Source organism: Pseudomonas sp. NY15437, assembly GCF_048068435.1.
GTDB lineage: Bacteria > Pseudomonadota > Gammaproteobacteria > Pseudomonadales > Pseudomonadaceae > Pseudomonas > Pseudomonas nitroreducens_B.
The window spans coordinates 20,995-43,302 of the sequence record NZ_JBLUQC010000006.1 but is presented as its reverse complement, the minus strand read 5'-3'; the positions used below and the strand labels follow the sequence as shown (position 1 = coordinate 43,302).

The 22,308-nt window shown below is 68.0% G+C and carries 18 protein-coding genes; 13 read left to right on the top strand and 5 right to left on the bottom strand.

Translation table 11 applies throughout. The annotated features are described in order from the left end of the window. Window positions 1-2 precede the first annotated feature (2 nt). From ACNFIA_RS15175 to ACNFIA_RS15125, 11 genes are all read left to right on the top strand, one after another. Window positions 3-1,376 carry an LLM class flavin-dependent oxidoreductase gene (locus ACNFIA_RS15175; protein ID WP_416786199.1) on the top strand — a complete coding sequence of 458 codons (1,374 nt, stop codon included), beginning with the start codon at window positions 3-5 and terminating at the stop codon, window positions 1,374-1,376. After that, window positions 1,376-2,041, top strand: a complete 666-nt coding sequence (locus ACNFIA_RS15170; protein ID WP_151186665.1) for a methionine ABC transporter permease — start codon at window positions 1,376-1,378, stop codon at window positions 2,039-2,041. Before ACNFIA_RS15175 ends, ACNFIA_RS15170 begins: the two co-directional genes overlap by 1 nt. Window positions 2,042-2,169: 128 nt before the next feature. After that, window positions 2,170-2,940 carry a MetQ/NlpA family ABC transporter substrate-binding protein gene (locus ACNFIA_RS15165; RefSeq protein ID WP_243804850.1) on the top strand — a complete coding sequence of 257 codons (771 nt, stop codon included), beginning with the start codon at window positions 2,170-2,172 and terminating at the stop codon, window positions 2,938-2,940. Between the two features lie 177 nt (window positions 2,941-3,117). Then, window positions 3,118-4,353 carry an SfnB family sulfur acquisition oxidoreductase gene (locus ACNFIA_RS15160; protein WP_416786195.1) on the top strand — a complete coding sequence of 412 codons (1,236 nt, stop codon included), beginning with the start codon at window positions 3,118-3,120 and terminating at the stop codon, window positions 4,351-4,353. A gap of 9 nt (window positions 4,354-4,362) precedes the next feature. Further along, window positions 4,363-5,580, top strand: coding sequence for an SfnB family sulfur acquisition oxidoreductase (locus tag ACNFIA_RS15155; protein ID WP_416786192.1), 1,218 nt, complete (start codon window positions 4,363-4,365; stop codon window positions 5,578-5,580). A gap of 295 nt (window positions 5,581-5,875) precedes the next feature. Next, complete coding sequence (locus ACNFIA_RS15150) at window positions 5,876-7,273, top strand: LLM class flavin-dependent oxidoreductase (RefSeq protein ID WP_416786189.1); 1,398 nt, start codon at window positions 5,876-5,878, stop codon at window positions 7,271-7,273. 20 nt (window positions 7,274-7,293) lie between these two features. Next, window positions 7,294-8,091, top strand: coding sequence for a MetQ/NlpA family ABC transporter substrate-binding protein (locus tag ACNFIA_RS15145; RefSeq protein WP_416786186.1), 798 nt, complete (start codon window positions 7,294-7,296; stop codon window positions 8,089-8,091). Between the two features lie 319 nt (window positions 8,092-8,410). Continuing rightward, window positions 8,411-9,472, top strand: a complete 1,062-nt coding sequence (locus ACNFIA_RS15140) for a methionine ABC transporter ATP-binding protein (RefSeq protein ID WP_259754375.1) — start codon at window positions 8,411-8,413, stop codon at window positions 9,470-9,472. Further along, window positions 9,435-10,109 carry a methionine ABC transporter permease gene (locus ACNFIA_RS15135; RefSeq protein WP_259754373.1) on the top strand — a complete coding sequence of 225 codons (675 nt, stop codon included), beginning with the start codon at window positions 9,435-9,437 and terminating at the stop codon, window positions 10,107-10,109. Before ACNFIA_RS15140 ends, ACNFIA_RS15135 begins: the two co-directional genes overlap by 38 nt. 160 nt (window positions 10,110-10,269) lie before the next feature. Next, window positions 10,270-10,779 (top strand): hypothetical protein, encoded by a 510-nt coding sequence (locus tag ACNFIA_RS15130; protein WP_416786182.1) that lies wholly within the window; start codon window positions 10,270-10,272, stop codon window positions 10,777-10,779. A 38-nt stretch (window positions 10,780-10,817) separates the two neighbouring features. Next, window positions 10,818-11,171, top strand: coding sequence for a VOC family protein (locus ACNFIA_RS15125; protein WP_416786179.1), 354 nt, complete (start codon window positions 10,818-10,820; stop codon window positions 11,169-11,171). Between the two features lie 80 nt (window positions 11,172-11,251). On the opposite strand, the gene ACNFIA_RS15120 is transcribed toward ACNFIA_RS15125, so the two are convergent. Further along, the gene (locus ACNFIA_RS15120; RefSeq protein ID WP_259754369.1) at window positions 11,252-12,073 is read right to left on the bottom strand and encodes an alpha/beta fold hydrolase; all 822 of its coding nucleotides are present in this window, start codon (window positions 12,071-12,073) and stop codon (window positions 11,252-11,254) included. Window positions 12,074-12,212: 139 nt separating this feature from the next. Next, window positions 12,213-13,112 carry a LysR substrate-binding domain-containing protein gene (locus ACNFIA_RS15115; protein ID WP_416786176.1) on the bottom strand — a complete coding sequence of 300 codons (900 nt, stop codon included), beginning with the start codon at window positions 13,110-13,112 and terminating at the stop codon, window positions 12,213-12,215. A gap of 118 nt (window positions 13,113-13,230) precedes the next feature. Here ACNFIA_RS15115 and ACNFIA_RS15110 point away from each other — a divergent pair, with 118 nt between their 5' ends. Together ACNFIA_RS15110 and ACNFIA_RS15105 are read left to right on the top strand one after the other, a co-directional pair. Further along, on the top strand, window positions 13,231-14,223 hold the full coding sequence (locus ACNFIA_RS15110) for an aldo/keto reductase (protein ID WP_416786173.1): 993 nt from the start codon (window positions 13,231-13,233) through the stop codon (window positions 14,221-14,223). A 67-nt stretch (window positions 14,224-14,290) separates the two neighbouring features. Then, window positions 14,291-14,758 (top strand): thermonuclease family protein, encoded by a 468-nt coding sequence (locus tag ACNFIA_RS15105; protein ID WP_416786169.1) that lies wholly within the window; start codon window positions 14,291-14,293, stop codon window positions 14,756-14,758. Between the two features lies 1 nt (window position 14,759). Here the strand turns inward: ACNFIA_RS15105 and ACNFIA_RS15100 are convergent, their stop codons facing one another. From ACNFIA_RS15100 to ACNFIA_RS15090, 3 genes are all read right to left on the bottom strand, one after another. Next, the gene (locus tag ACNFIA_RS15100; protein ID WP_416786166.1) at window positions 14,760-15,566 is read right to left on the bottom strand and encodes a substrate-binding periplasmic protein; all 807 of its coding nucleotides are present in this window, start codon (window positions 15,564-15,566) and stop codon (window positions 14,760-14,762) included. A 95-nt stretch (window positions 15,567-15,661) separates the two neighbouring features. Next, on the bottom strand, window positions 15,662-18,379 hold the full coding sequence (gene mgtA / locus ACNFIA_RS15095) for a magnesium-translocating P-type ATPase (protein WP_416786163.1): 2,718 nt from the start codon (window positions 18,377-18,379) through the stop codon (window positions 15,662-15,664). 255 nt (window positions 18,380-18,634) lie between these two features. Next, window positions 18,635-22,300: a translocation/assembly module TamB domain-containing protein gene (locus tag ACNFIA_RS15090; RefSeq protein ID WP_416786706.1), complete on the bottom strand. Its 3,666-nt coding sequence runs from the start codon at window positions 22,298-22,300 to the stop codon at window positions 18,635-18,637. Window positions 22,301-22,308 lie beyond the last annotated feature (8 nt).

Genomic DNA, 22,308 nt, shown 5'->3' with positions numbered 1-22,308 from the left:
CGATGAGCAAGCAGATCCGCCTCAACGCCTTCGCCATGAACTGCGTCGGCCACCTCTCGCCCGGCCTCTGGCGCCACCCGCGCGACCAGCAGGCCGCGCGCTACACCGACATCCACTACTGGATCGAGCTGGCGAAGACCCTCGAACGCGGCAAGATCGACGGGCTGTTCCTGGCCGACGTGCTGGGCGTCTATGACGTCTACCACGGCAACGCCGACGCCGCGCTGCGCGCCGGCGCGCAGGTGCCGGCCAACGACCCGCTGCAGATCGTCCCGGCCATGGCCGCGGCCACCGAGCACCTGGGTTTCGGCATCACCGCCTCGGTGTCCTTCGAGCACCCGTTCCCCTTCGCCCGGCGCATCTCCACGCTGGACCACCTGACCCGCGGCCGCGCCGGCTGGAACATCGTCACCTCCTACCTGAACAGCGGCGCGCGCAACCTGGGCCTGAAGCAGCAGCTCAACCACCAGCAGCGCTATGCCCTGGCCGAGGAATACCTGGAGGTCTGCTACAAGCTCTGGGAAGCCAGCTGGGATGACGACGCGGTGGTCGCCGACCGCGCCAGCGGCGTCTACGCCGACCCGCGCAAGGTGCACCCCATCCAGCACAAGGGCGAGCACTTCGAAGTGCCCGGCTTCCACCTGAGCCAGCCCTCGCCGCAGCGCACCCCGGTGCTCTACCAGGCCGGCGCGTCGAGCCGCGGCAAGGCATTCGCCGCCGGCAATGCCGAATGCGTGTTCGTGGCTGCGCCGACCAAACGCATCCTCCGCGACCAGGTGGCGGACCTGCGCCGCCTCGCCGTGGAAGCCGGCCGCCAGGCCAGCGACGTGCTGGTGCTGAACCAGCTCACGGTGATTGTCGCGCCGACCGACGCCGAGGCCCTGGCCAAGCTGGAGGACTACCGCCAGTTCAGCGACCGCGAGGGCGCCCTGGCACTGGTGTCCGGCTGGACCGGCATCGACTTCGGCCAGTACGCGCCGGACCAGGTGTTGCGCCACGTACAGAGCGACGCCATCCAGTCCGCGGTGGATGCCTTCAGCGCCGCCGACCCGGAGCGCCAGTGGACCGCCGCCGAAATCGCCGACTACTGCGCTCTGGGTGGCGACGGCCCGCTGCTGGTGGGCTCGCCGCAGACCGTGGCGGACCAGCTGCAGGCCTGGGTCGAGGAAACCGACGTCGACGGCTTCAACCTCTCCAGCCTGGTGGCGCCGGAAACCTTCGTCGACATCGTCGACCTGCTGGTGCCCGAGTTGCAGGCACGCGGGCTGTTCAAGCGCGAGTACGAGCAAGGCACCCTGCGCCACAAGCTGTTCGGCCAGGGCGACCGCCTGCGCGCGCCGCACCGCGCGGCGAAGCTCCGCAGGAGTGAGCAGTGATGGACGGCTGGTTCCGCAACCTCGACTGGCACGACCTCGCCCAGGCCTGCCTGGACACCCTCGCCATGCTCGGCGGCGCACTGGCCTTCACCGTGCTGCTGGGCCTGCCGCTGGGCGTACTGCTGTACCTCACGGGCAAGCGCCAGCTGCATGCCCGCCCCGGCCTGTACCGCGCGCTGTCGGTGGTGGTGAACATGCTGCGCTCGCTGCCATTCATCATCCTGCTGATCGTGCTGATCCCGGTCACCACGTTGATCACCGGCACCTCGCTGGGCGTCGCCGGTGCCATTCCGCCGCTGGTGGTGGGCTGCACGCCGTTCTTCGCGCGGCTGGTGGAAACCGCCCTGCGCGAGGTCGACCGCGGCCTGGTGGAAGCCACCCAGGCGATGGGCGCCAGCACCTGGCAGATCATCTGGCACACCCTGCTGCCCGAAGCGCGCACCGGGCTGATCGCCGCCGTGACCGTCACCGCCATCGTGCTGGTGGACTACACCGCGATGTCCGGCGTGATCGGCGGCGGCGGCCTGGGCGACCTGGCCATCCGCTTCGGTTACCAGCGCTTCCAGACCGACGTGATGATCATCACCGTCGCCCTGCTGATCCTGCTGGTGCAGGCGTTGCAGATGAGCGGGGACCGCCTCGTCGCGCGCTACACGAGGCGCTGAATTCCCCGCCCACTCCCCACCCGGGAGCGGCATTCGCGATCCAGCCGCCGGCAGCCGGCCCCGCTGCCAACAAGGCCCCACGTCCACCCCACGACGGCCCACCCACTACTGTTCAAGGAGCAACACCCATGAAAAAGGCCATCGCCATCCTGGCAGCCGTCGTCGCCTTCTCCGCCCACGCGGGGGAAAAACTCGTGGTCGGCGCCACCCCGGTGCCCCACGCCGAGATCCTCGAGTTCGTCAAACCGGAACTGGCCAAGGAAGGCGTCGACCTGGACATCAAGGTCTTCACCGACTTCATCCAGCCCAACCTGCAGCTCGCGCAGAAGAACCTCGACGCCAACTACTACCAGTACCGCCCCTTCCTCGATGACTTCAACAAGACCCGCCACACCGACCTGGTACCGGTGGTGGGCATCCACATCGAGCCCTTCGGCGCCTACTCCACCAAGTACAAGTCCCTCGCCGAGCTGCCCGACGGCGCCAGCGTGGCCATCCCCAACGACCCGGTGAACACCGGCCGCGCGCTGGTGCTGCTGGCCGAGAACGGCCTGATCAAGCTCAAGGACCCGACCAACCCGCAGTCCACCGAGCGCGACATCACCGATAACCCCAAGCACCTGAAGATCCGTGAACTGGAAGGCGCCCTGCTGGCGCGCGCGGTGAAGCAGGTGGACCTGGCGTTCGTCTTCGCCAACTACGCGCTGGAAGCCGGGATCGACATCAAGAGCGCGCTGATCGTGGAGAAAGGCAAGGACCTCTACGCCGAGTTCCTCGTCGCCCGCCCGGACAACATCCAGGACCCGGGCATCCAGAAGCTGGCCAAGGCGCTGAATTCGCCGGAAGTCCGCCAGTTCATCCTGACCCGCTACAAGGGCGAGATCGCGCCGGCGTTCTGATGCGAGATCGGGCGCGGGGGCGAAGCACCCTCTCCCCCCGCCCTCTCCCTGAAGGGAGAGGGAGCCAAAAGCCCGCCGGCTGATGCATCTGTTTCAACGCACACGGACAGTCCCCTCTCCCTTCAGGGAGAGGGTTAGGGAGAGGGAGTTCCCTGCTCCACAACCACAGGAAACCGCATGACCTACGAATCCGCACCCAAGGACCTTCGTGACCAGGCGCCCCGGCTACTCCCGGCGCGCCGCATCGACAACGACGCCCAGGCCATCGACGCCGCCCACGAAGTGGCCCGCCTGGCGAAACCCGGCGCCGCCGCGCGCGACCGCGAGCGCGCCCTGCCCTGGCGCGAGCTGGAGCATTTCACCGCCCTCGGCCTGGGCGGCATCAGCATTCCCCGCGCCTACGGCGGCGCGCAGGTGTCCTACGCCACCGTGGCCGAAGTCTTTCGCGTGATCTGCGCCGCCGACCCGGCGCTGGGGCAGATCCCGCAGAACCAGTTCGGCCTGCTCAACGTGATAGACAACGTCGCCAGCGACGCGCAGAAGCGCGTGCTGTTCGGCGGCGTGCTGAACGGTCGGCGCATCGGCAATGCCGGCCCCGAACGCAACACCCGCAACACCCTCGAACTCAAGGCGCGACTGGTGCGCGACGGCGAGAACTTCCGCGTCAGCGGCGAGAAGTTCTATTCCACCGGTGCGCTGTTCGCCCACTGGGTCGCGGTGAAGGCCATCAACGAGGAAGGCCGCGCCGTCATGGGCTTCGTCGAGCGCGGCGTAGAAGGCCTGCGCATCGTCGACGACTGGTCCGGCTTCGGCCAGCGCACCACCGCCAGCGGCACGGTGCTGCTGGACAACGCCCCGGTTTCCGGTTCCCTGGTGATCCACAACGGCCGGCTCGCCGATGTGCCGAACGTCCAGGGCGCCGTCTCGCAACTGATCCAGGCCGCCATCGATGCCGGCATCGCGGCGAACGCCCTGGAAGACGCCATCGACTTCATCCGCACGCGCACCCGCCCCTTCATCGACGCGAACGTCGAGCACGCCAGCGAAGAACATTTCACCATCGCCGAAATCGGCCGCCTGCAGGTCGAACTGCACGCCGCCGAGGCGCTGCTGGAGCGCGCCGGCCATGTGCTCGACGAGGTCAGCGCGCGGCCCATCGACGACGAGTCCGCCGCCCGCGCATCCATCGCCGTGGCCGAGGCCAAGGTGCTGACCACCGAGATCAGCCTGGCCGCCAGCGAGAAGCTCTTCGAGCTGGCTGGCAGCCGCGCCACCCTCGCCGAATTCAACCTCGACCGCCACTGGCGCAACGCCCGCGTGCACACCCTGCACGACCCGGTGCGCTGGAAGGTCCAGGCGGTTGGCGCCTATCACCTCAACGGCGCCCGCCCGGCGCGTCATTCCTGGATCTGAGGAGCGCCGATGAACAGCATCGTACAATCTCCCCTGCAGCAGAGCAGCCCCATCCACATCATCCGCAGCGACGACGAAGCCCTGGACGTCGCCCGCGCCCTGGCCGCCGACTTCCGTGAAGGCGCCATCGCCCGCGACCGTGAACGTCGCCTGCCCTGGGACGAACTGGAACGCTTCAGCCGCTCCGGCCTGTGGGGCATCACCGTGCCCCGCGAGTACGGCGGCGCCGGGGTTTCCCGCGTCACGGTGGCCCGCGTGATCGCGATCATCTCCGCCGCGGATGGCTCGCTGGGGCAGATTCCGCAGAACCATTTCTACGCCGTCGAACTACTGCGGGTGAATGGCAGCGAAGAGCAGCAGGCCCGCCTGTTCGCCGAGGTGCTGGCCGGCGTGCGCTTCGGCAATGCGCTGGCGGAAATCGGCACGCGCACCGCCCACGACCGCACCACGCGCCTCACGCGCGAAGACGGCGAGCTGCGCATTCATGGCCGCAAGTTCTACTGCACTGGCGCACTCTACGCGCAGCGCATTCCCACCCTGGTGATCGATGACGAGGGCATTCATCAGTTCGCCTTCATCGCCCGCGACACCCAGGGCGTGGAAGTGATCGACGACTGGTCCGGCTTCGGCCAGCGCACCACCGGCAGCGGCAGCGTGGTATTCGATGGCGCGCCCGTGAGCGAGGACGACATCGTGCCGTTCCAGAGCGCGTTCGAGCGCCCGACCACCGTCGGTCCCTTCGCGCAGATCCTGCACGCCGCCATCGATGCCGGCATCGCCCGTGGCGCCTATGAGGATGCGCTGGTGTTCCTGCGCGAGAAGGCGCGGCCGTGGATCGATTCGGGCGTGGACAAGGCCAGCGACGACCCGCTGGCGATCAATGAAATCGGTCGCCTGGCGATCCGCCTGCACGCCGCCGAAGCGCTGCTGGATCGCTCGGGTCGCGTGCTCGATGCAGCCACCGCCGAGCCGACCGCCGAGAGCGTCGCCGCCGCCTCCATCGCCGTGGCCGAGGCGCGGGCGATCACCACCGAAGTCTCGCTGCTGGCGGGCTCCAAGCTGATCGAACTGGGCGGCAGCCGCGCCAGCCTCGCCGAGCTGGGCCTGGACCGCCACTGGCGCAACGCCCGCGTGCACACCCTGCACGACCCGGCGCGCTGGAAGTACTTCGCGGTGGGCAACTACTACCTCAACGACCAACTGCCGCCGCGCCGGGGGACGATCTGATGCCCCGCGCCTTGCGCCCACAAGAATCCCTCACCCTAACCCTCTCCCAAAGGGAGAGGGGACCGTTCGGTGCAGGGAGAAACCACAGCATCAGCCGGCACGGCCTGCCCCCTCTCCCTCCGGGAGAGGGCTGGGGTGAGGGGAAAACGCTCGCTCCAGTCGTCCTCAGAATCGGCATCGCAGGGAGCACGACGCCCACGGCGTTATCCGCCATGGCGGTAAACAACCCGTTCCGGGTCATTCGCCCTGCAGGTGCCGCACTGCAGTCATCAGGCCGCCCTCGCAAGGACTTCCCATGACCCAGAAGCAGATCCTCCTCAACGCCTTCAGCATGAACTGCGTCGGCCACATCAACCACGGCCTGTGGACCCACCCGCGCGACCGCTCCAGTGACTTCAACACGCTGCGCCACTGGACCGACCTCGCCCGCCTGCTGGAAAAGGGCCTGTTCGACGGCCTGTTCCTCGCCGACATCCTCGGCGTCTACGACGTCTACCAGAACGGCATCGAGCTGACCGCGAAGGAAGCCATCCAGCTGCCGGTTAACGACCCGCTGATGCTGGTCTCGGCCATGGCCGGCGCCACGCAGCACCTGGGCTTCGGCGTGACCGCCAACCTCACCTACGAGGCGCCCTACCCGTTCGCCCGCCGGCTGTCGACGCTGGACCACCTGAGCGATGGCCGGGTCGGCTGGAACATCGTCACCGGTTACCTGGAAAGCACCGCCCGCGCCATGGGCCAGGAGCGGCAGATCGACCACGACCGCCGCTACGACCGCGCCGACGAATACCTGGAGGTGCTCTACAAACTCTGGGAAGGCAGTTGGGAAGACGACGCCGTGGTCGTCGACCGCCAGCGCCGCGTCTACGCCCAGCCGGGCAAGGTGCACAAGGTCCGCCACCACGGCGAGTTCTTCGATGTCGAGGGCTACCACCTCAGCCAGCCATCGCCGCAACGCACGCCGTTGCTGTTCCAGGCCGGCGCGTCCAATCGCGGGCTGGCCTTCGCCGCACGCCACGCCGAGTGCGTGTTCGTCTCGGCGCAGACCCGCGAAGCCACCCGCGTGCTGGTGGACCGCATCCGCCAGGCAGCCGTGGATGCCGGTCGCCGCGCGGACGACATCAAGGTGTTCATGGGCATCAACGTCATCGTCGCGCCGACCGACGCCGAGGCCCGCGACAAGCTCGCCGAATACCGCCGCTTCGCCAGCGCCGAGGCAGGCCTTGCGCACTTCGCCAGCACCACCGGCATCGACTTCTCGCGCTACGCGCTGGACGAGCCGATCCGCTATGAGAAGACCAACGCCATCGAGTCCGCCACCAAGGCACTGACCGTCGCTCGCACCGACGCCACCGTGCGCCAGCTGCTGGAGCAGTTCACCCTCGGCGGCCGCTACACCACGCTGGTGGGCGACCCCGTGCAGGTGGCCGATGAGCTGCTGGGCTGGATCAACGAGGCGGGCCTCGACGGCTTCAACCTCACCCGCACCGTGGAGCCGGAAAGCTACGCCGACTTCATCGACCTCGTGGTACCGGAACTGCAGAACCGCGGTGCCTACAAGACGGCCTACGCCGACGGCACCCTGCGGGAAAAACTCTTCGGCGCCGGCCGCGCCCGACTGCCCGCACGGCACGTCGGCGCGAGCTTCCGCCAGGCAACCGCCACTGGAGCGACTCCAGCCTTCTCCGTTTAAACCCATAAGGATTCGTTGCCATGCATGCACGCTTCAAGCTTACCCTCGGCCTCTCCCTGAGCCTCCTCGCCGCCGGCCTCGCCCAGGCGGCCGACACCCTGCGCCTGGGTACCACCGCCGCCTTCGCCCCACCGCTGGAAGTGGCGGTGAAGGAAGCCGCCCAGCAGGGCCTGAAGGTCGAACTGGTGGAGTTCACCGACTGGAACGCGCCGAACATCACCCTCGACCACGGCGACATCGACGCCAACTACTTCCAGCACACGCCCTTCCTGGAGAACGCCAACCGCGAGGGCGGCCTGCACCTGAAGGCCTTCGCGCCGGGGATCATCAACAACGTCGGCCTGTACTCGACCAAGTACAAGGCCATCGCCGACCTGCCCGACGGCGCCAAGGTCGCCATCGCCAATGACCCGATCAATGGCGGCCGCGGCCTGCAGCTGCTGCAGAAGGCCGGGCTGCTCAAGCTCAAGGACGGCGTGGGCTACAAGGCGACCCTGGACGACATCGTGGCCAACCCCAAGCACATCCAGATCATCGAGCTGGAAGCGGTCCAGCTGGTGCGCGCGCTGGACGAAGTCGACCTGGCCCAGGGCTACCCGCACTACATCCGCCTGGCCGGGACCATCGACCCGAACAGCGCGCTGCTGTTCGACGGCATCGAGAACAAGGAGTACGTCATCCAGTTCGTGACCCGTGACGACTTCAAGGACCCGGACGGCCGGCTGAAGAAATTCGTCGATCTCTACCAGCATTCGCCGCAGGTCCGCGCCGCGCTGGACAAGGCCCACGGCTCGCTCTACCAGCCGGGCTGGAACTGACCCTGCAGGAGCGAGCTTGCTCGCGAACCAATCCGCGCTGCGGGGGCCGTTCGCGAGCAAGCTCGCTCCTACGAAGAGCACGCGCCATCACCGTAGCTACGGTCGTAGGGCGCATAACGCGCCAGCGTTATCCGCCGCGCAGCAGCTGGCGGATAACCTGTTCCAGGTTATGCGCCCTACGTTCCTGGCAATGAATGGGCAAGCGTTTACGTAGGAGCGGACTCCGTCCGCGATAGGTTCGCCTCGCGCCGGATGCCATCGCGGACGAAGTCCGCTCCTACGCCAGCTCTCGCTCCCAAACTCAGAACAGGCCCCCACCATGGTCAGCTTCAATCGCAATCTCGAACTCGCCACCCAGCACATCGCCCTGCGCGGGCTGGGCAAGACCTACGCCGGCCACCACGGCCCGGTGGAGGCACTGAGCGACATCGAACTCTCCGTCCGCCGTGGCGAAGTGTTCGGCATCATCGGCCGCAGCGGCGCCGGCAAGAGCTCGCTGATCCGCACCCTCAACCGCCTGGAACAACCCAGCGTCGGCCAGGTGCTGATCGACGGCGAAGACATCGGCGCCTTCGACGCCCAGCAACTGGTCGGCCTGCGCCGCCGCGTCGGCATGATCTTCCAGCACTTCAACCTGATGTCGGCCAAGACGGTCGCGCAGAACATCGCCCTGCCCCTGCGCGTGGCCGGCGTGCCCAAGGCGCGCATCGCCGAGCGGGTGGATGAGCTCCTCGAACTGGTCGGCCTGACCGAGAAGCGCCATGCCTACCCGGCGCAACTCTCCGGCGGGCAGAAGCAGCGCGTCGGCATCGCCCGCGCCCTGGTGCACCAGCCGGAAATCCTGCTCTGCGACGAAGCCACCTCGGCGCTGGACCCGGAGAGCACCCAGGCCATCCTCGCGCTGCTGCGCGACATCAACCGCCGCCTGGGACTGACCATCGTGCTGATCACCCACGAGATGGCGGTGATCCGTGAAATCTGCGACCGCGTGGTGGTGCTCGAGCGCGGGCGAATCGTCGAGCAGGGCGATGTCTGGGAAGTCTTCGGCAACCCGCAGCACGAGGTCAGCCGCACCCTCCTCGGCTCGCTGCAACAGCACCTGCCGCCGGACCTGCTGGCGCGCCTGGAGCATCCTTCGGCCGACGAAGTCATCCTCGACCTGCACTACACCGGTGTACGCGAGCAGGAGCCGGACCTGCTGGCCATCGCCCAGGCCCTGGGCAGCCGCGTCAGCCTGCTGCACGGCGGCATCGAGCGCATCCAGGGCCGCGCCCTGGGCCGCCTGCTGCTGAGCGTCGCCGCGCCCGCCGCCAGCGCCCCGCAACTGCTCGAACGCGCCCGCGATGTCGCCGACCGCCTGGAGGTGCTCACCCATGCCTGATCGCCTGCTGCAAGGCCTGCTCGACACCCTGCTGATGATCGGCGCGTCCTCGGCCATCGTCTTCCTGGTGGGCATCCCGCTGGCCTTGGTGCTGGTCACCACCGGCCCCGGCGGGATCTTCCAGGCGCGCCTGGTCAACCAGAGCCTGGGCAGCGTGGTCAACGTGCTGCGCTCGATCCCGTTCCTGATCCTGATGGTGGCGCTGATCCCCTTCACCCGGCTGATCGTCGGCACCAGCTACGGCGTCTGGGCGGCGGTGGTGCCGCTGACCATCGCCGCCACGCCGTTCTTCGCGCGCATCGCCGAAGTCAGCCTGCGCGAGGTCGACCACGGGTTGATCGAAGCGGCGCAGGCCATGGGCTGCCAGCCGCGGCACATCATCTGGAACGTGCTGCTGCCCGAAGCGCGGCCGGGCATCGTCGCCGGCTTCACCATCACCCTGGTGACCATGATCAACTCCTCGGCCATGGCCGGCGCCATCGGTGCCGGCGGCCTGGGCGACCTGGCCTACCGCTACGGCTACCAGCGCTTCGACACCCAGGTGATGCTCACGGTGATCATCCTGCTGGTAGCCCTGGTGACGCTGATCCAGTTCGGCGGCGACCGCCTCGCGCGCTGGCTCAACAAGCGCCTGTGACGTTCGTCGGCTGAGCCGGACACAGCCCTTCTACCCGGCGGGTTGCGTCTACCCTGACAACACACCCGCCCCTCCGTGCTCCGGCACAGCTCGTGGATGCGTGGCGCCCCTGTTCACGAAAAGCGTCCACGGACGAGTGTCCGCTCGCGAGGTGCTGGTCATGGCCAATCCGCTTTCCACCCTGGGTATCGTGCATACCGCCATCAGCCTGGTGCCGCTGGTCGCCGGGTTGTGGGCGTTCTACCAGGCGGGTCGCATCGACCCGCGCAGCCCCGCCGGGCGCTGGTACATCGTCGGGATGATCCTCGGCGTACTGACGGCCTTCGGCCTGTCCAGCACCGGCGGCTTCAATGCCGGGCACGCCATCGGCATCCTCTGCCTGCTGGCCCTCGCGGTCGGCAGCTACGCACAGCGCATCGGCACCCTGGGTGGCCTGCGGGAATACCTGGAGACCGCGGCGATGAGCTTCAGCTTCTTCCTGATGATGATTCCCACGCTCAACGAATCCCTGTCGCGCCTGCCGCCGTCGAACCCCATCGGCCACGGGCCGGACTCGCCACCGGTGCAGATGGCGGTGATGGTCGCGCTGCTGGTACTGGTGATCGGCGTGCTTTACCAGTTCTACCGCATCCACCGCCGGCGGATGCCGCCGGCACGCCCGGCGCACTGAGCGTCTATGCTGGCGGACTCCAGCCAAGGAGTTCAGCCATGACCGTCCGCCGCATCGTCGCCAACCTAGCTACCGGCAAGCCCGCCGACGTCGCGCGTTTCTACCGCGAGCTGTTCGATCTGGAGGTGGCGATGGACCACGGCTGGCTGATCACCCTCGCCAGCGCCGACAGTGCGCCCGCACAGATAAGCCTGGCCAGCGAAGGCGGCTCGGGAGCGCCGGTGCCGGACCTGTCCATCGAAGTGGACAATCTCGACGAGGTACACGAGCGCGCCCTCGCGGCCGGCCACGAAATTCCCTATGCGCTGACCCTCGAGCCCTGGGGCGTGCGGCGCTTCTTCGTGTGTGATCCGTTGGGGACGCTGGTGAACGTGCTCCAGCACGTCCATTGAAGAGAGAGTTCACGAGCAAGCTCGCCCCTACAGGAAGAGCGCCCAGGCACCTGCAGGAGCGAGCTTGCTCGCGAACGGCTTCAGCGGTTGAGGAACCCCAGCAGGTCCTCGTTCACCTGGTCGGCCATGGTGGTGCACATGCCGTGCGAACCGCCCTTGTAGACCTTCAGCTCGCCCTTCTGCACCAGCTCCACCGAGCGCTGGCCGGCAGCACCGATGGGCACGATCTGGTCGTCGTCGCCATGGAGGATCAGCGCCGGCACGTCGATCTTCTTCAGGTCCTCGGTGTAGTCCACCTCGGAGAACTCGCGGATGCACAGGTACAGGCCCAGGTGCCCGCCCATCATGCCCTGCAGCCAGAAGTTGTCGATCACCCCCTGGGACGCCTTCACACCCGGCCGGTTGTAGCCGTAGAACGGCAGCGCCAGGTCCTTGAAGAACTGCGAGCGGTCTTCCTTCACCCCCTTGCGGATGCCATCGAACACGTCGATCGGCAGGCCGCCGGGGTTGGCCGCGGTCTTGAGCATCAGCGGCGGCACCGCACCGATCAGCACGGCGCCGGAAAGCCGCTTGGTGCCATGGCGGCCAATGTAGTGCGCCACCTCGCCACCGCCAGTGGAGTGGCCTACCAGCGTGGCGCCCTTCAGATCCAGCGCGTCGATCACCGCCGCCAGGTCGTCGGCGTAGGTGTCCATGTCATTGCCCTTGGCCGGCTGGCCCGAACGACCATGGCCGCGGCGGTCATGGGCGATAACCCGGTAGCCCTTCTGCACCAGGAACAGCATCTGCGCGTCCCAGGCATCGGCGTTCAACGGCCAGCCGTGGGAGAACACCACCGGCTGCCCGCTGCCCCAATCCTTGTAGAAGATCTCGGTGCCATCTTTTGCTTTGACGATGCTCATTTGGGTCGTTTCCTTCAGGGAATGGTTGAAAAGAAACGCCGCAACTGCAGCGACTGCGCAGCGCTCTACGGCGGGCTTGAGCATAGCCAGCGCATTGACCCCGGCAGGCAGATCCCGCAGCTTTCCGACGAGCGCGAGCTCAATCGATGCCAGCCTCGAACAGATCCCCGAGCCAGTCGGAGAACACCCGCAGGCGCCGCGACATCTGTCGGCGCACCGGGTACAGGACGCTGACCGGCAGTGGCGGCGGCTGCCAGGCGCGCAGCACTTCCACCAGTTCGCCGCTGGCCAGCCCCTCGTTCAGGTGATAGCGCGGCGCCTGGATCAGGCCGAAGCCCGCGCGACAGGCGGCAATGTAGGCGTCGGCATGATTCACCGTGACCCGGCTGGGCAGCCGCTGGGTGCGCAGGTGGCCGTCGAAGCGGAACTCCAGGTCGAAGATTCGCCCGCTGGAGGCCGACTGGTAGTTCACCGCCAGGTGCCCTTCGAGCCGATCCGGGTGCTCGGGCAGGCCGAACGCTTCGACGTAGGCGCGACTCACGCAGGTCAGTTGCTCCAGCTCGGCGATGCGCCGGCCGACCAGGCTGGAGTCCGGCAGCTCGCCGGCGCGCAGCACGCAGTCCACGCCCTCGCGCACCAGGTCCACCTGGCGGTCGTTCAGGCTCAGCTCCAGCTCGATCTGCGGGTAGCGCCGGCAGAACGCCGGCAGCGCCGGGATCACCACCAGCCGCCCCAACGAGCTGGGCAGGTCCACCCGCAGCTTGCCGCGCGGGTTGTCGGGCGAGTCGGAGAAGCAGTTTTCCGCGTCCTCCAGGTCCTCCAGCAGGCGCACGCAGCGCTCGTAGTAGGCCTGGCCGTCGGCGGTGACGCTGACCTGCCGCGTGGTGCGACGCAGCAACTGGACACCCAGGTGCGTCTCCAGTTGCTGGATCAGTTGGGTCACGCTGGCGCGGGGCAATTGCAGGCTGTCCGCCGCCTTGCCGAAGGCCTTGAGTTCCACGATGCGGGTGTAGACCTGCATGGCCTGCAAGCGGTCCATGGCGCACTCCGATTATTCATCCAGGCTGAATAGTTAAACCGCAAACAGCCAGTTTATCCATGCTGAACAAACAACAAGAATGGTCCTGCCCCCTCTTTTCCCCCTCGGAGCATTCGCTATGAAGACTCGTCGCCTCGGCCAGCAAGGCCCTGTCGTCTCCGCCATCGGCCTCGGCTGCATGGGCATGTCCGACTTCTACACCACCGGCAGCGATGAGGCAGAATCCATCGCCACCCTGCACCGTGCACTGGAGCTGGGCGTGACGCTGCTCGACACCGCCGATATCTATGGCCCGCACACCAACGAGGAACTGCTCGGCCGCGCCCTGAAGGGCAAGCGCGAGCAGGTCTTCCTCGCCACCAAGTTCGGCATCGTGCGCACTCCCGAGCAACCCCAGGCGCGTGGCGCCAACGGGCGTCCGGAATACGTCCGCCAGGCCGTGGAAGGCAGCCTGAAACGCCTGGGCACCGACCACATCGACCTGTACTACCAGCACCGAGTCGACCCCGACGTGCCCATCGAGGACACCGTCGGCGCCATGGCCGAGCTGGTGCAGGCCGGCAAGGTGCGCTACCTCGGCCTCAGCGAAGCCTCGGCGCAGACACTGGAGCGCGCGCACAAGGTCCACCCGATCACCGCGCTGCAAAGCGAATACTCGCTGTGGACCCGCGACCCGGAAGAGAACGGCGTACTGGCCGCGTGCGCGCGCCTGGGTGTCGGCTTCGTCCCCTACAGCCCTCTGGGCCGCGGCTTCCTCACCGGTGCGCTGAAGAGCCCGGATGATTTCGCCGAGGACGACTACCGTCGCTCCAGCCCGCGCTTCACCGGCGACAACTTCGCGAAGAACCTGCGCCTGGTCGAAAAGGTCGCCGAACTGGCAGCCGCCCGCGGCGTGAAGCCGTCGCAACTGGCCCTGGCCTGGGTGCTGGCCCAGGGCGAGCACCTGGTGCCGATCCCCGGCACCAAGCAGCGCAAGTACCTGGAAGAGAACGTCGCCGCCGTGGACCTCGTGCTGACCCCGGCGGAGCTGCTGGAGCTGGACGCGATCTTCCCCAGCGGCGCGGCTGCCGGCGGGCGCTACAGCGAGCAGGTGATGTCGCTGATCCAGTAAAAGCTGCAGATCGGAACGCCGGTGGACAGCCGCAGCGGTTATGCTGACAGGGTCCACCGGAGGTTCCATGCCATTCGTTCGTGCCGCACTGCTCGTGCTCTTCGTCCTTCCCCTCGCCGCCCAAGCGGATGAGGAATGCCAGGTGACCGCCGTCTTCAGCGGCGACCAGCTGACCTGCCAGCGCGCCGACGGCCGCGACGTCACCATTCACCTGCGCGGCGTCAGCGCCCCGGCACTGGAACACCCCTTCGGCCAGCGCTCCCGCGCGGCCCTGGTGCAGCTCGCGCTGGGCAAGAGCGCCACCCTCAAGCACGCCGAGCCGCTGCCTGACGGCAGCGTGCGCGGAGCGGTGTGGGTCACGCCGGCGGAGTGCCCGAACTGCGGTCATACCCTTGATATCGGCCGGGCACAGCTGAGCATCGGCCTGGCGAGCTGGCGGCAGAGCGACGCGCAGACGCCGGAGGAAGTCGGCCAGTACCAGTTCGAGGAACATGAAGCCAAGGCGCGCCGCACCAACCTCTGGCACACGCCCTGATTCAGTTGCTCACGTAGTGCTGCAGGATGCGCCGGTCCTCGCCCGCGTCCACCAGCGTCTTCAGCGTCTGCGCGTAGCGGCGGACGAAGTCCTCGTCCTGGGTGCGCTTGCTGAAGGCGACTTCCGCCGACTCCGCCGAGACCACCACGCCGGTGGGCTCGATGCGCTTGGCCAGGCCCAACTGCTGCAACTCGTACCGGCCGCTGTGCTCGTCGGCGATGATGCCGTCGACGCGGCCCTTGTCGACCATGTGCCAGAGGTTGGTCCGGCTGGGGTTGAAGAACACCCGCGCGGCATAGTCGGGGTCGGCCATCAGCTGGCGATAGGGTTCACCGTAGGACACGTCGATCTGCGCGCCCAGGCGGAAGTCGCGGCCCGGCAGGTCGGAGAGCTGCCGCAGGCTGTCCCGCTCGGGCAATCCGTGGCGGACGAAGAGGATGTTGCGCGAGGGCGGCAAGACGGCGCCGGAGAACCAGGCATAGACCTCGCGCTCGGGCTTGCGGAAGGCGCCGGGCAGCACGTCGAGACGGCCCAGCTCCAGCTCCTTGAGCGCCCGCGCCCAGGGCAGCTTGACCAGGCGCACCTGGCAGCCCAGGCGCTCGAGCACGGTGCGACTCAAATCGACGTAGAGACCGCCGACGCTGCCGTCGGGCAACTGCATGCTGAAGGGCGGATCGTCATCCCAGCGCAGGGTCTTCTCGCAGGCGGCCAACGGCACGCTGGCCAGTGCCAGCCCCAGGATGACCAGGCGCTTGAGGCGGGCACGCGGGAACAACGGCAGGCGAAGGGCTTGCAACGGCAAGATCACGACTCACGACAGGAGAAGACGGATGCCGTGAGTGTAGTGAACCCGACGCCCGCGTGACCAGCGGTGATCGGGTTCGCACGTTGGTTCCGCGTCGTCTACTGCCAGCCATAGCGGCGGGCGAACCAGCCCTTCACCGCCTGCGTCAGCGCCATGTAACCCAGCAGGATCGCCAGCAGCCATGGCCAGTAGCCCAGCGGCAGAGCCTGCAGGCGGAACGAATGCGCCAGCGGCCCCATGGGCAGGAAGATCGCCACCGCGATGATCGCCAGGGTCATGCCCAGCAGCGGCCAGGCAGCGCGGCTCTGCAGGAAGGGAATGCGCCGGGTGCGGATCATGTGCACCACCAGCAGCTGCGAGATCAAGCCTTCGACGAACCAGCCGGACTGGAACAGCGTCTGGTGTTCCGGCGAGTTGGCGTCGAACACATGCCACAGCACGAGGAAGGTGGCGATGTCGAAGATCGAGCTGATCGGCCCGAAGAACACCATGAACCGCCCCAGCCCGTCCGGGTTCCATTGTTGCGGCTTGCGCAGCAGCTCGTCGTCGACGTGGTCGAAGGGAATGGCGATTTGCGACAGGTCGTAGAGCAGGTTCTGCACCAGCAGTTGCAGCGGCAGCATCGGCAGGAACGGGATGAAGGCGCTGGCCACCAGCACGCTGAACACGTTGCCGAAGTTGGAGCTGGCGGTCATGCGGATGTACTTGAGCATGTTGGCGAAGGTGCGGCGCCCCTCGACCACGCCCTCCTCCAGGACCATCAGGCTCTTTTCCAGGAGGATCAGGTCGGCCGCTTCCTTGGCGATGTCCACCGCCGAGTCCACCGAGATGCCGATGTCCGCGGTGCGCAGCGCCGGCGCGTCGTTGATGCCGTCGCCGAGGAAGCCGACCACATGGCCGCGCTCGCGCAGCACGCGCACCAGGCGCTCCTTGTGGCTGGGGGTGAGCTTGGCGAACAGCGTAGTGCGTTCGGCCAGTTCCCCCAGCGCGGCATCGTCCAGCTCGTCGAGCTGCGGGCCGAGCAGCACGCCGTCCACCACCAGGCCCACGTCGCGGCAGACCTTCAGGCTCACCCGGTCGTTGTCGCCGGTGAGCACCTTCACCGCCACGCCGTTGTCCGCCAGCGCGCGCAGGGCCGGCGCGGTGGTTTCCTTGGGCGGGTCGAGGAAGGCGATGTAGCCGGCCAGGCACAGGCCGCTTTCGTCGGCTACGCCGTAGGTGTCACGGGTGGGCGGCAGCTCGCGCGTGGCCACGGCCACCACCCGCAAGCCTTCCTGGTTGAGCCCGTCGGCGACCGCGCGGATGCTCTCCAGGCGGGCACCGGTGAGCGGCTCGATGCCCTCGGCGGTCTCCACGGTGGCGCAGACCGCGAGCACCTCCTCCAGCGCGCCCTTGCAGATCAGCAGGTGATTATCCTCGCGCTCGCTGACCACCACCGACATGCGCCGGCGGGCGAAGTCGAAGGGAATCTCGTCGAGCTTGCGGAAGCGGCTGTCCACCTTCAGTGCGTGGCGCAGTTCGACGTGCTCCAGCACGGCGACGTCCAGCAGGTTCTTCAACCCCGTCTGGTAGTGGCTGTTGAGGAAGGCCAGCTGCAGCACGCGGTCCTGCACCTGGCCAAAGGCGTCGGTGTGGCGTTCGAGGACGATGCGGTCCTGGGTCAGGGTGCCGGTCTTGTCGGTGCAGAGGATGTCCATGGCGCCGAAGTTCTGGATGGCGTCCAGGCGTTTGACGATCACCTTGCGCCGGCTGAGCACCACCGCGCCCTTGGCCAGGGTCGAGGTGACGATCATCGGGAGCATCTCCGGGGTCAGGCCGACGGCGATGGACAGCGCGAACAGCGCGGCCTCCAGCCAGTCGCCCTTGGTGAAGCCATTGAGCAGCAGGACCACCGGCGCCATCACCAGCATGAAGCGGATCAGCAGCCAGCTCACCCGATTCACCCCGGCCTGGAAGGCCGTGGGCGTAGGGTCGCTGGCAATCACCCGTTCGGCCAGGGAACCGAAATAGGTGCGCGTGCCGGTGCCGATCACCACCGCCAGGGCGGAGCCGCTGACCACCGTGGTGCCCATGAAACACAGGCTGTCGCGCTCCAGCGGATTGCCCTGGCGGGCGTCGCGCAACTGGGCGAACTTCTCCACCGGCAGGGATTCGCCGGTCAGCGCGGCCTGGCCGACGAACAGGTCCTTGGCGCTGAGCAGGCGCACATCCGCCGGCACCATGTCGCCGGCCGACAGCCACAGCACATCGCCGGGCACCAGTTGACGGATCGGGACTTCCAGACGCAGCGCGGTGCCGTCGGCCTCGGCGCTGCGGAACACCGTGGCGGTGTTGCTGACCATCGCCTTGAGCTTCTCGGCGGCGCGGTTGGAGCGTTTTTCCTGGATGAAGCGCAGCAGCGTGGAGATGCCCACCATGCTGCCGATCACCACCGCGGCCTCGACGTCCTCGGTGAACCAGGAGATGCCGGCCAGCACGCTGAGCAGCAGGTTGAAAGGGTTGCAGTAGCAGTACCACAGGTGCATCCAGGCGCCGATGGGGCGATCCTGGTCCACTTCGTTGAGCCCCTCGCGCTGGCGACGCTCGCCCGCCTCGCTCTCGCTCAGGCCTTCGCGCCGGCTCTCCAGACGCTCCAGCACCGTGGCCGACTCCAGCGCCGACCACTCCAGCAAGGCGGTCGTCAGCGCATTGGGCGCCTGGCGCCCGGCGGCGGAACCACGCAGCAGGTCGCGCGCGGCCAGCCGGCGCAACTGACGGGCCGGGAAGCCCTTGTTGATGAATTCGAGCAGGTGGGTCCTGATGAGATCCAGGCGCATGATGACTCCCCTTGTGCGCACAGCGTCCGGCGGCGGGGGGAGTCTGTGCCGGGTACCTTAAGGGGCCATGAAGGTGGGTGACATGCCAGGGCACGCCAGTCTTGCAGGGGTCGCAGGGCAGATAACCCGCTCAGGATTGCTCGCCCTGCGTCGAGACACGATTGTAGGAGCGAGCTTGCTCGCGAACAGCGCCGTGGCTGTCCACGCGCAAGGCAGGTCATGCGGTTCGCGAGCAGGCTCGCTCCTGCGAAAGCCTCAGAAGTCGCGCTTGTAGAAGATGTCCAGCGAACTGGCCAGGCCGCTCGCGGCCTCCAGGTAGACCTTCTTGCTCAGCAGGTAGCGCAGCGCGATGGTATTGGCCGGCTCGAACACGCCCACCCCATAACGCAGGCTGAGGCGCTCGGAGAGCTTGCCGCTGGCGACCACGCTGGTGCTGTTGCCGGTACCTTCGGTATCCAGCTGGAAGTCCTGGATACCCAGGCGCTGGGCGACCTCGCCGGTCAGCGGCGCACTGCCGGCCAGGCCGAGCGCCAGCGCCGCCTCGCCGAGCATGTTGCTGTCCTCGCCGGTGGACATCGGCCGGCCCAGCACCAGGTAGGACAGCGCCTGTTGCTGGCTCATGGCCGGCTCGGAGAACACCTCGCTGCGAGGCTGCTCGGCATTGCCGGTCAGGCGCAGGCCCGCCACCACGTCATCCACCTTGCGAATCGCCTCGATATCCAGGAACGGCTGGTCGATGGGCCCGGCGAACAGCAGACGCGCGCGGCGGATCTCCAGCTTCTGCCCGTAGGCACGGTAGCGGCCGTTGTTCAGCCGCAGCTCGCCGCGGGTGTCCATGTTGTCGCCCACGTGCACCTGGCCGGCCAGTTCGGCATTCAGGCCGAATCCGCTGAAGGTCAGCTTGTCGCTACCGACCTTGACGTCGATGTCCATGTTCAGCGCCAACGCGCTCTTGGGCTCCTGCTTCGCCCCGACGATCACCGTGTCGTCGGAGACCTTGACCGTGGAGGGCGGCAGCTGGCGGATGGTGATGGCGCCACGCGGCACCTGCACCGTGCCGGCCACCGCCAGGCGCTCGGCAGCCATGGTGATGCTCAGGTCCGGCTCGACTTCGAGGTTGGCGTAGGGCTCCACCGTGACGGGCAGGCGATTGCCGCGCAGCTTGACGTCGACGTCGAGCCCGCTGGCCCAGGCAATGCGTCCGGACAGGGTGCCGTTGCCGCGCTCGCCGGCCTTCCAGTCGCCGCTGAGATCGACCTGCTCGCCCGCGATACGCGCCGTCACCTGCAACTGCTCGAAGCGGGTCGGCAGGTCGCCGCCGGAAATCTCGCCGTCGCTCAGGCGCAGTTCGCCCTCCACCCGCGGCGCCATCAGGCCGCCGCTGATCTGCCCGCTGCCATTGAGGTGGCCTTTGAGGGTTTCCACCATGGGCGCAAACGGCCGTGCCACGGAGATGTCCAGGCCATTGAGGCTGAAGGTGCCGTTCACCGGCTTGTTCTTCGGCCGCGGGTCGAGTTGCACCTGGGCTTGCAGGCTGCCGAGCTTGTCGCCCTGGAACTGCAAGCTGGTATCGACACGGCGCGGGGTCAGACGGCTTTCCAGCTGCAGGCGCTGGTACGGGAAATCGACCCACTCCTCCTGCTCCTTGATGCGCAGGGTGCCGTTGTTGGCGTTGACCAGGATGGAGCCATTGGGGCCGCTGGCGGGCAGGTCGAGCTGCACGTCGCCATCGAGCTTGCCCTTCCAGGCGAAGTCCTCGGGCATCCAGCGGGCCAGGCTGTCCAGCGGGAACTCGCGCAGGTGCAGGCGCAGGCGCGGGTCCGGCAGCAGGCGCTGGTCCTCCATGCACAGGCTGGCGGGGCCGGAGGCCCAGCAATGGGCGCCCAGGTTGATCCGTCCATCCGCCAGTCGCTCCAGGCGCGCCGGCTGTTGCAGGCGCCAGTCCTGGCCGCCGCTCTGGATGCCGCCCTTGGCGAGGCGTCCGCGCCAATCCTTGCCGTTCCAGGTGCCGTCCAGGCCGAGGTCGAGCGCCACCGGTTTGCCTTGCAGGTTCACGGTGAGTTGCTGACGTTGCAGGTCACCACTGCCATCGAGCTTGAGCACGCCGAAATCGCTATCGCCGCTGTGCAGGCCCTGGGCCGTCAGGTTCACCCGGCCACGCTGGGCGGCATCCAGGGACGCCGTCAGGTCCAGGGTGCGCAGGCCCTGATCGGCGAAGGCGACGCGCTGCCCGGCGAGCGTGAGTTGCCCCTGGGGCGCTTGCAGGGTGCCCGCCAGATCGAGCCGGCCACTGACCTGGCCGAACAGCTGCGGCCAGAGCTGGCCCAGGCGATTCAGGGCGATGTCCAGGCGGCCGGACAGCCGCTGGTCCTGCGCGGCCTGGCCGCTGACGCGGTTGTCGCCCAGTTGCAGGGTAAGGCCGTCGACCTTCCATGCCTGCCCCTGCGCCTGGGCATTCGCCTTGAAGACGGCGGGCTGGCCGCGCAGGCGGCCCTGCAGGTCCAGGTTGGCGTCGAGGTTCACGACATCGCCCTTCAACGTACCCTGGCTGCGCAGCGGGCCGCCCAGGCGACCCGGCATCTCCGCCAGCCAGTAGGCCGGGTCGAAATCGGACAGATCCAGGGCGGCATCCCAGCTCACCGCGTCGGCAAAGCCGACCTTCAGGTGCCCTTCCGCCTTGCCCTGCCCCGCCACCAGCTTCAGCGAGGGCAGGAAGACTTCAGTGAGGTTGCCCGACACCGGGCTGGCCAGGGTGAAATCGCCGGCCGGGCCCCTGAAGGCACCGTCGAAGTTGCCCAGGTAGGCACCGTCGCTGTAGCTCACCTCGGCCTTGAAGGTGTGCACGCTCACCGGCGGCTCGTCGATGGCCGGGTACAGGCGGCGCCAGGGGAAGTCCAGCCAGTCGAGCTGGGCGTTGGCGGCGAAGGCGTCCTTCCAGTCGAGGCGCCCGGTGACGGCCACGCGCTGGTCTTTGGCGGCGCTCAGGTCCAGCGCGGCGATGTCTGCGCCCTGCGCGTCCACGCGACCGCGCAGGCTCAGCGCCACCGGGCTTTGCTCGGCAGGCAGCACGGCGGCGCCGGCCAGTTGGTAGCCATCCTTGAGGTTGCCGCTGGCACTCAGGCGCAGTTGGTTCAGCGTCAGGGTGTCGGGCAACGAGGCGTCGGCCTTGAAGCCATCGGCGGTGACAAGCGCGCTGGCCGGCAGGTTGTCCGCCAGCGGCTGCAGGTCGCCCTCCAGTTGGCCGTTCAGGTAACCGCTGCTCTGCGCCTGCAGCTTCAGATGGCCCATCAACTCGCCCTTGGCCTGCAGTTGCAGAGTCCAGGGCTTTTCACCCGGCGCGGGCAGGCCCAGGCTGCCTTCGGCCTCCAGCGGCCAGCCCTGCGTCGGTTTCAGCAAGCCCTTGAGCGACAGGTTAAGGCCGTCGCGGGCAAGCTTCACCGAATCGATGTGCAGGCCTTCGTGGTCCCAGTGCGCCACCAACTCGGCGTCGCGCAGTTGTTCCTGCCCATCGAGCAGGAAGCGGCCGATGCGGATGTCACCCAGTTCCAGCGTCAGCGGCAGGCTCAGATCGGGCAGTTCGATGGGGCCGGACGACTCGCTCGGCTCGCTGGGCGGCAGGGTCAGCAGCACCTCGTTGGCCACGACCCTGTGCAGGCACAGGCTCATGCGCAGCAGGCAGGCCGGCGACCAGTCGATCTGCGGCTGGTCGAGGACCAGGTGGGTGGCACCGTCGGTCCATTCCAGGCGCTTGGCGCTGAAGCCACCGGCAAGGCGGCCGTCGAAGGCGTCGACGCTCAGGCCCGGCACCCCGCCCAGCAGCGCGCGGCTGCCCGCCGCCGTGCCGAGCAAGGCAGCCAGGGCGAGCACCAGCAACAGGATCAGCCCGAGCAGGCTGCCCAGGCTCCAGCGCAGCGCGCGCATCCAGCCGG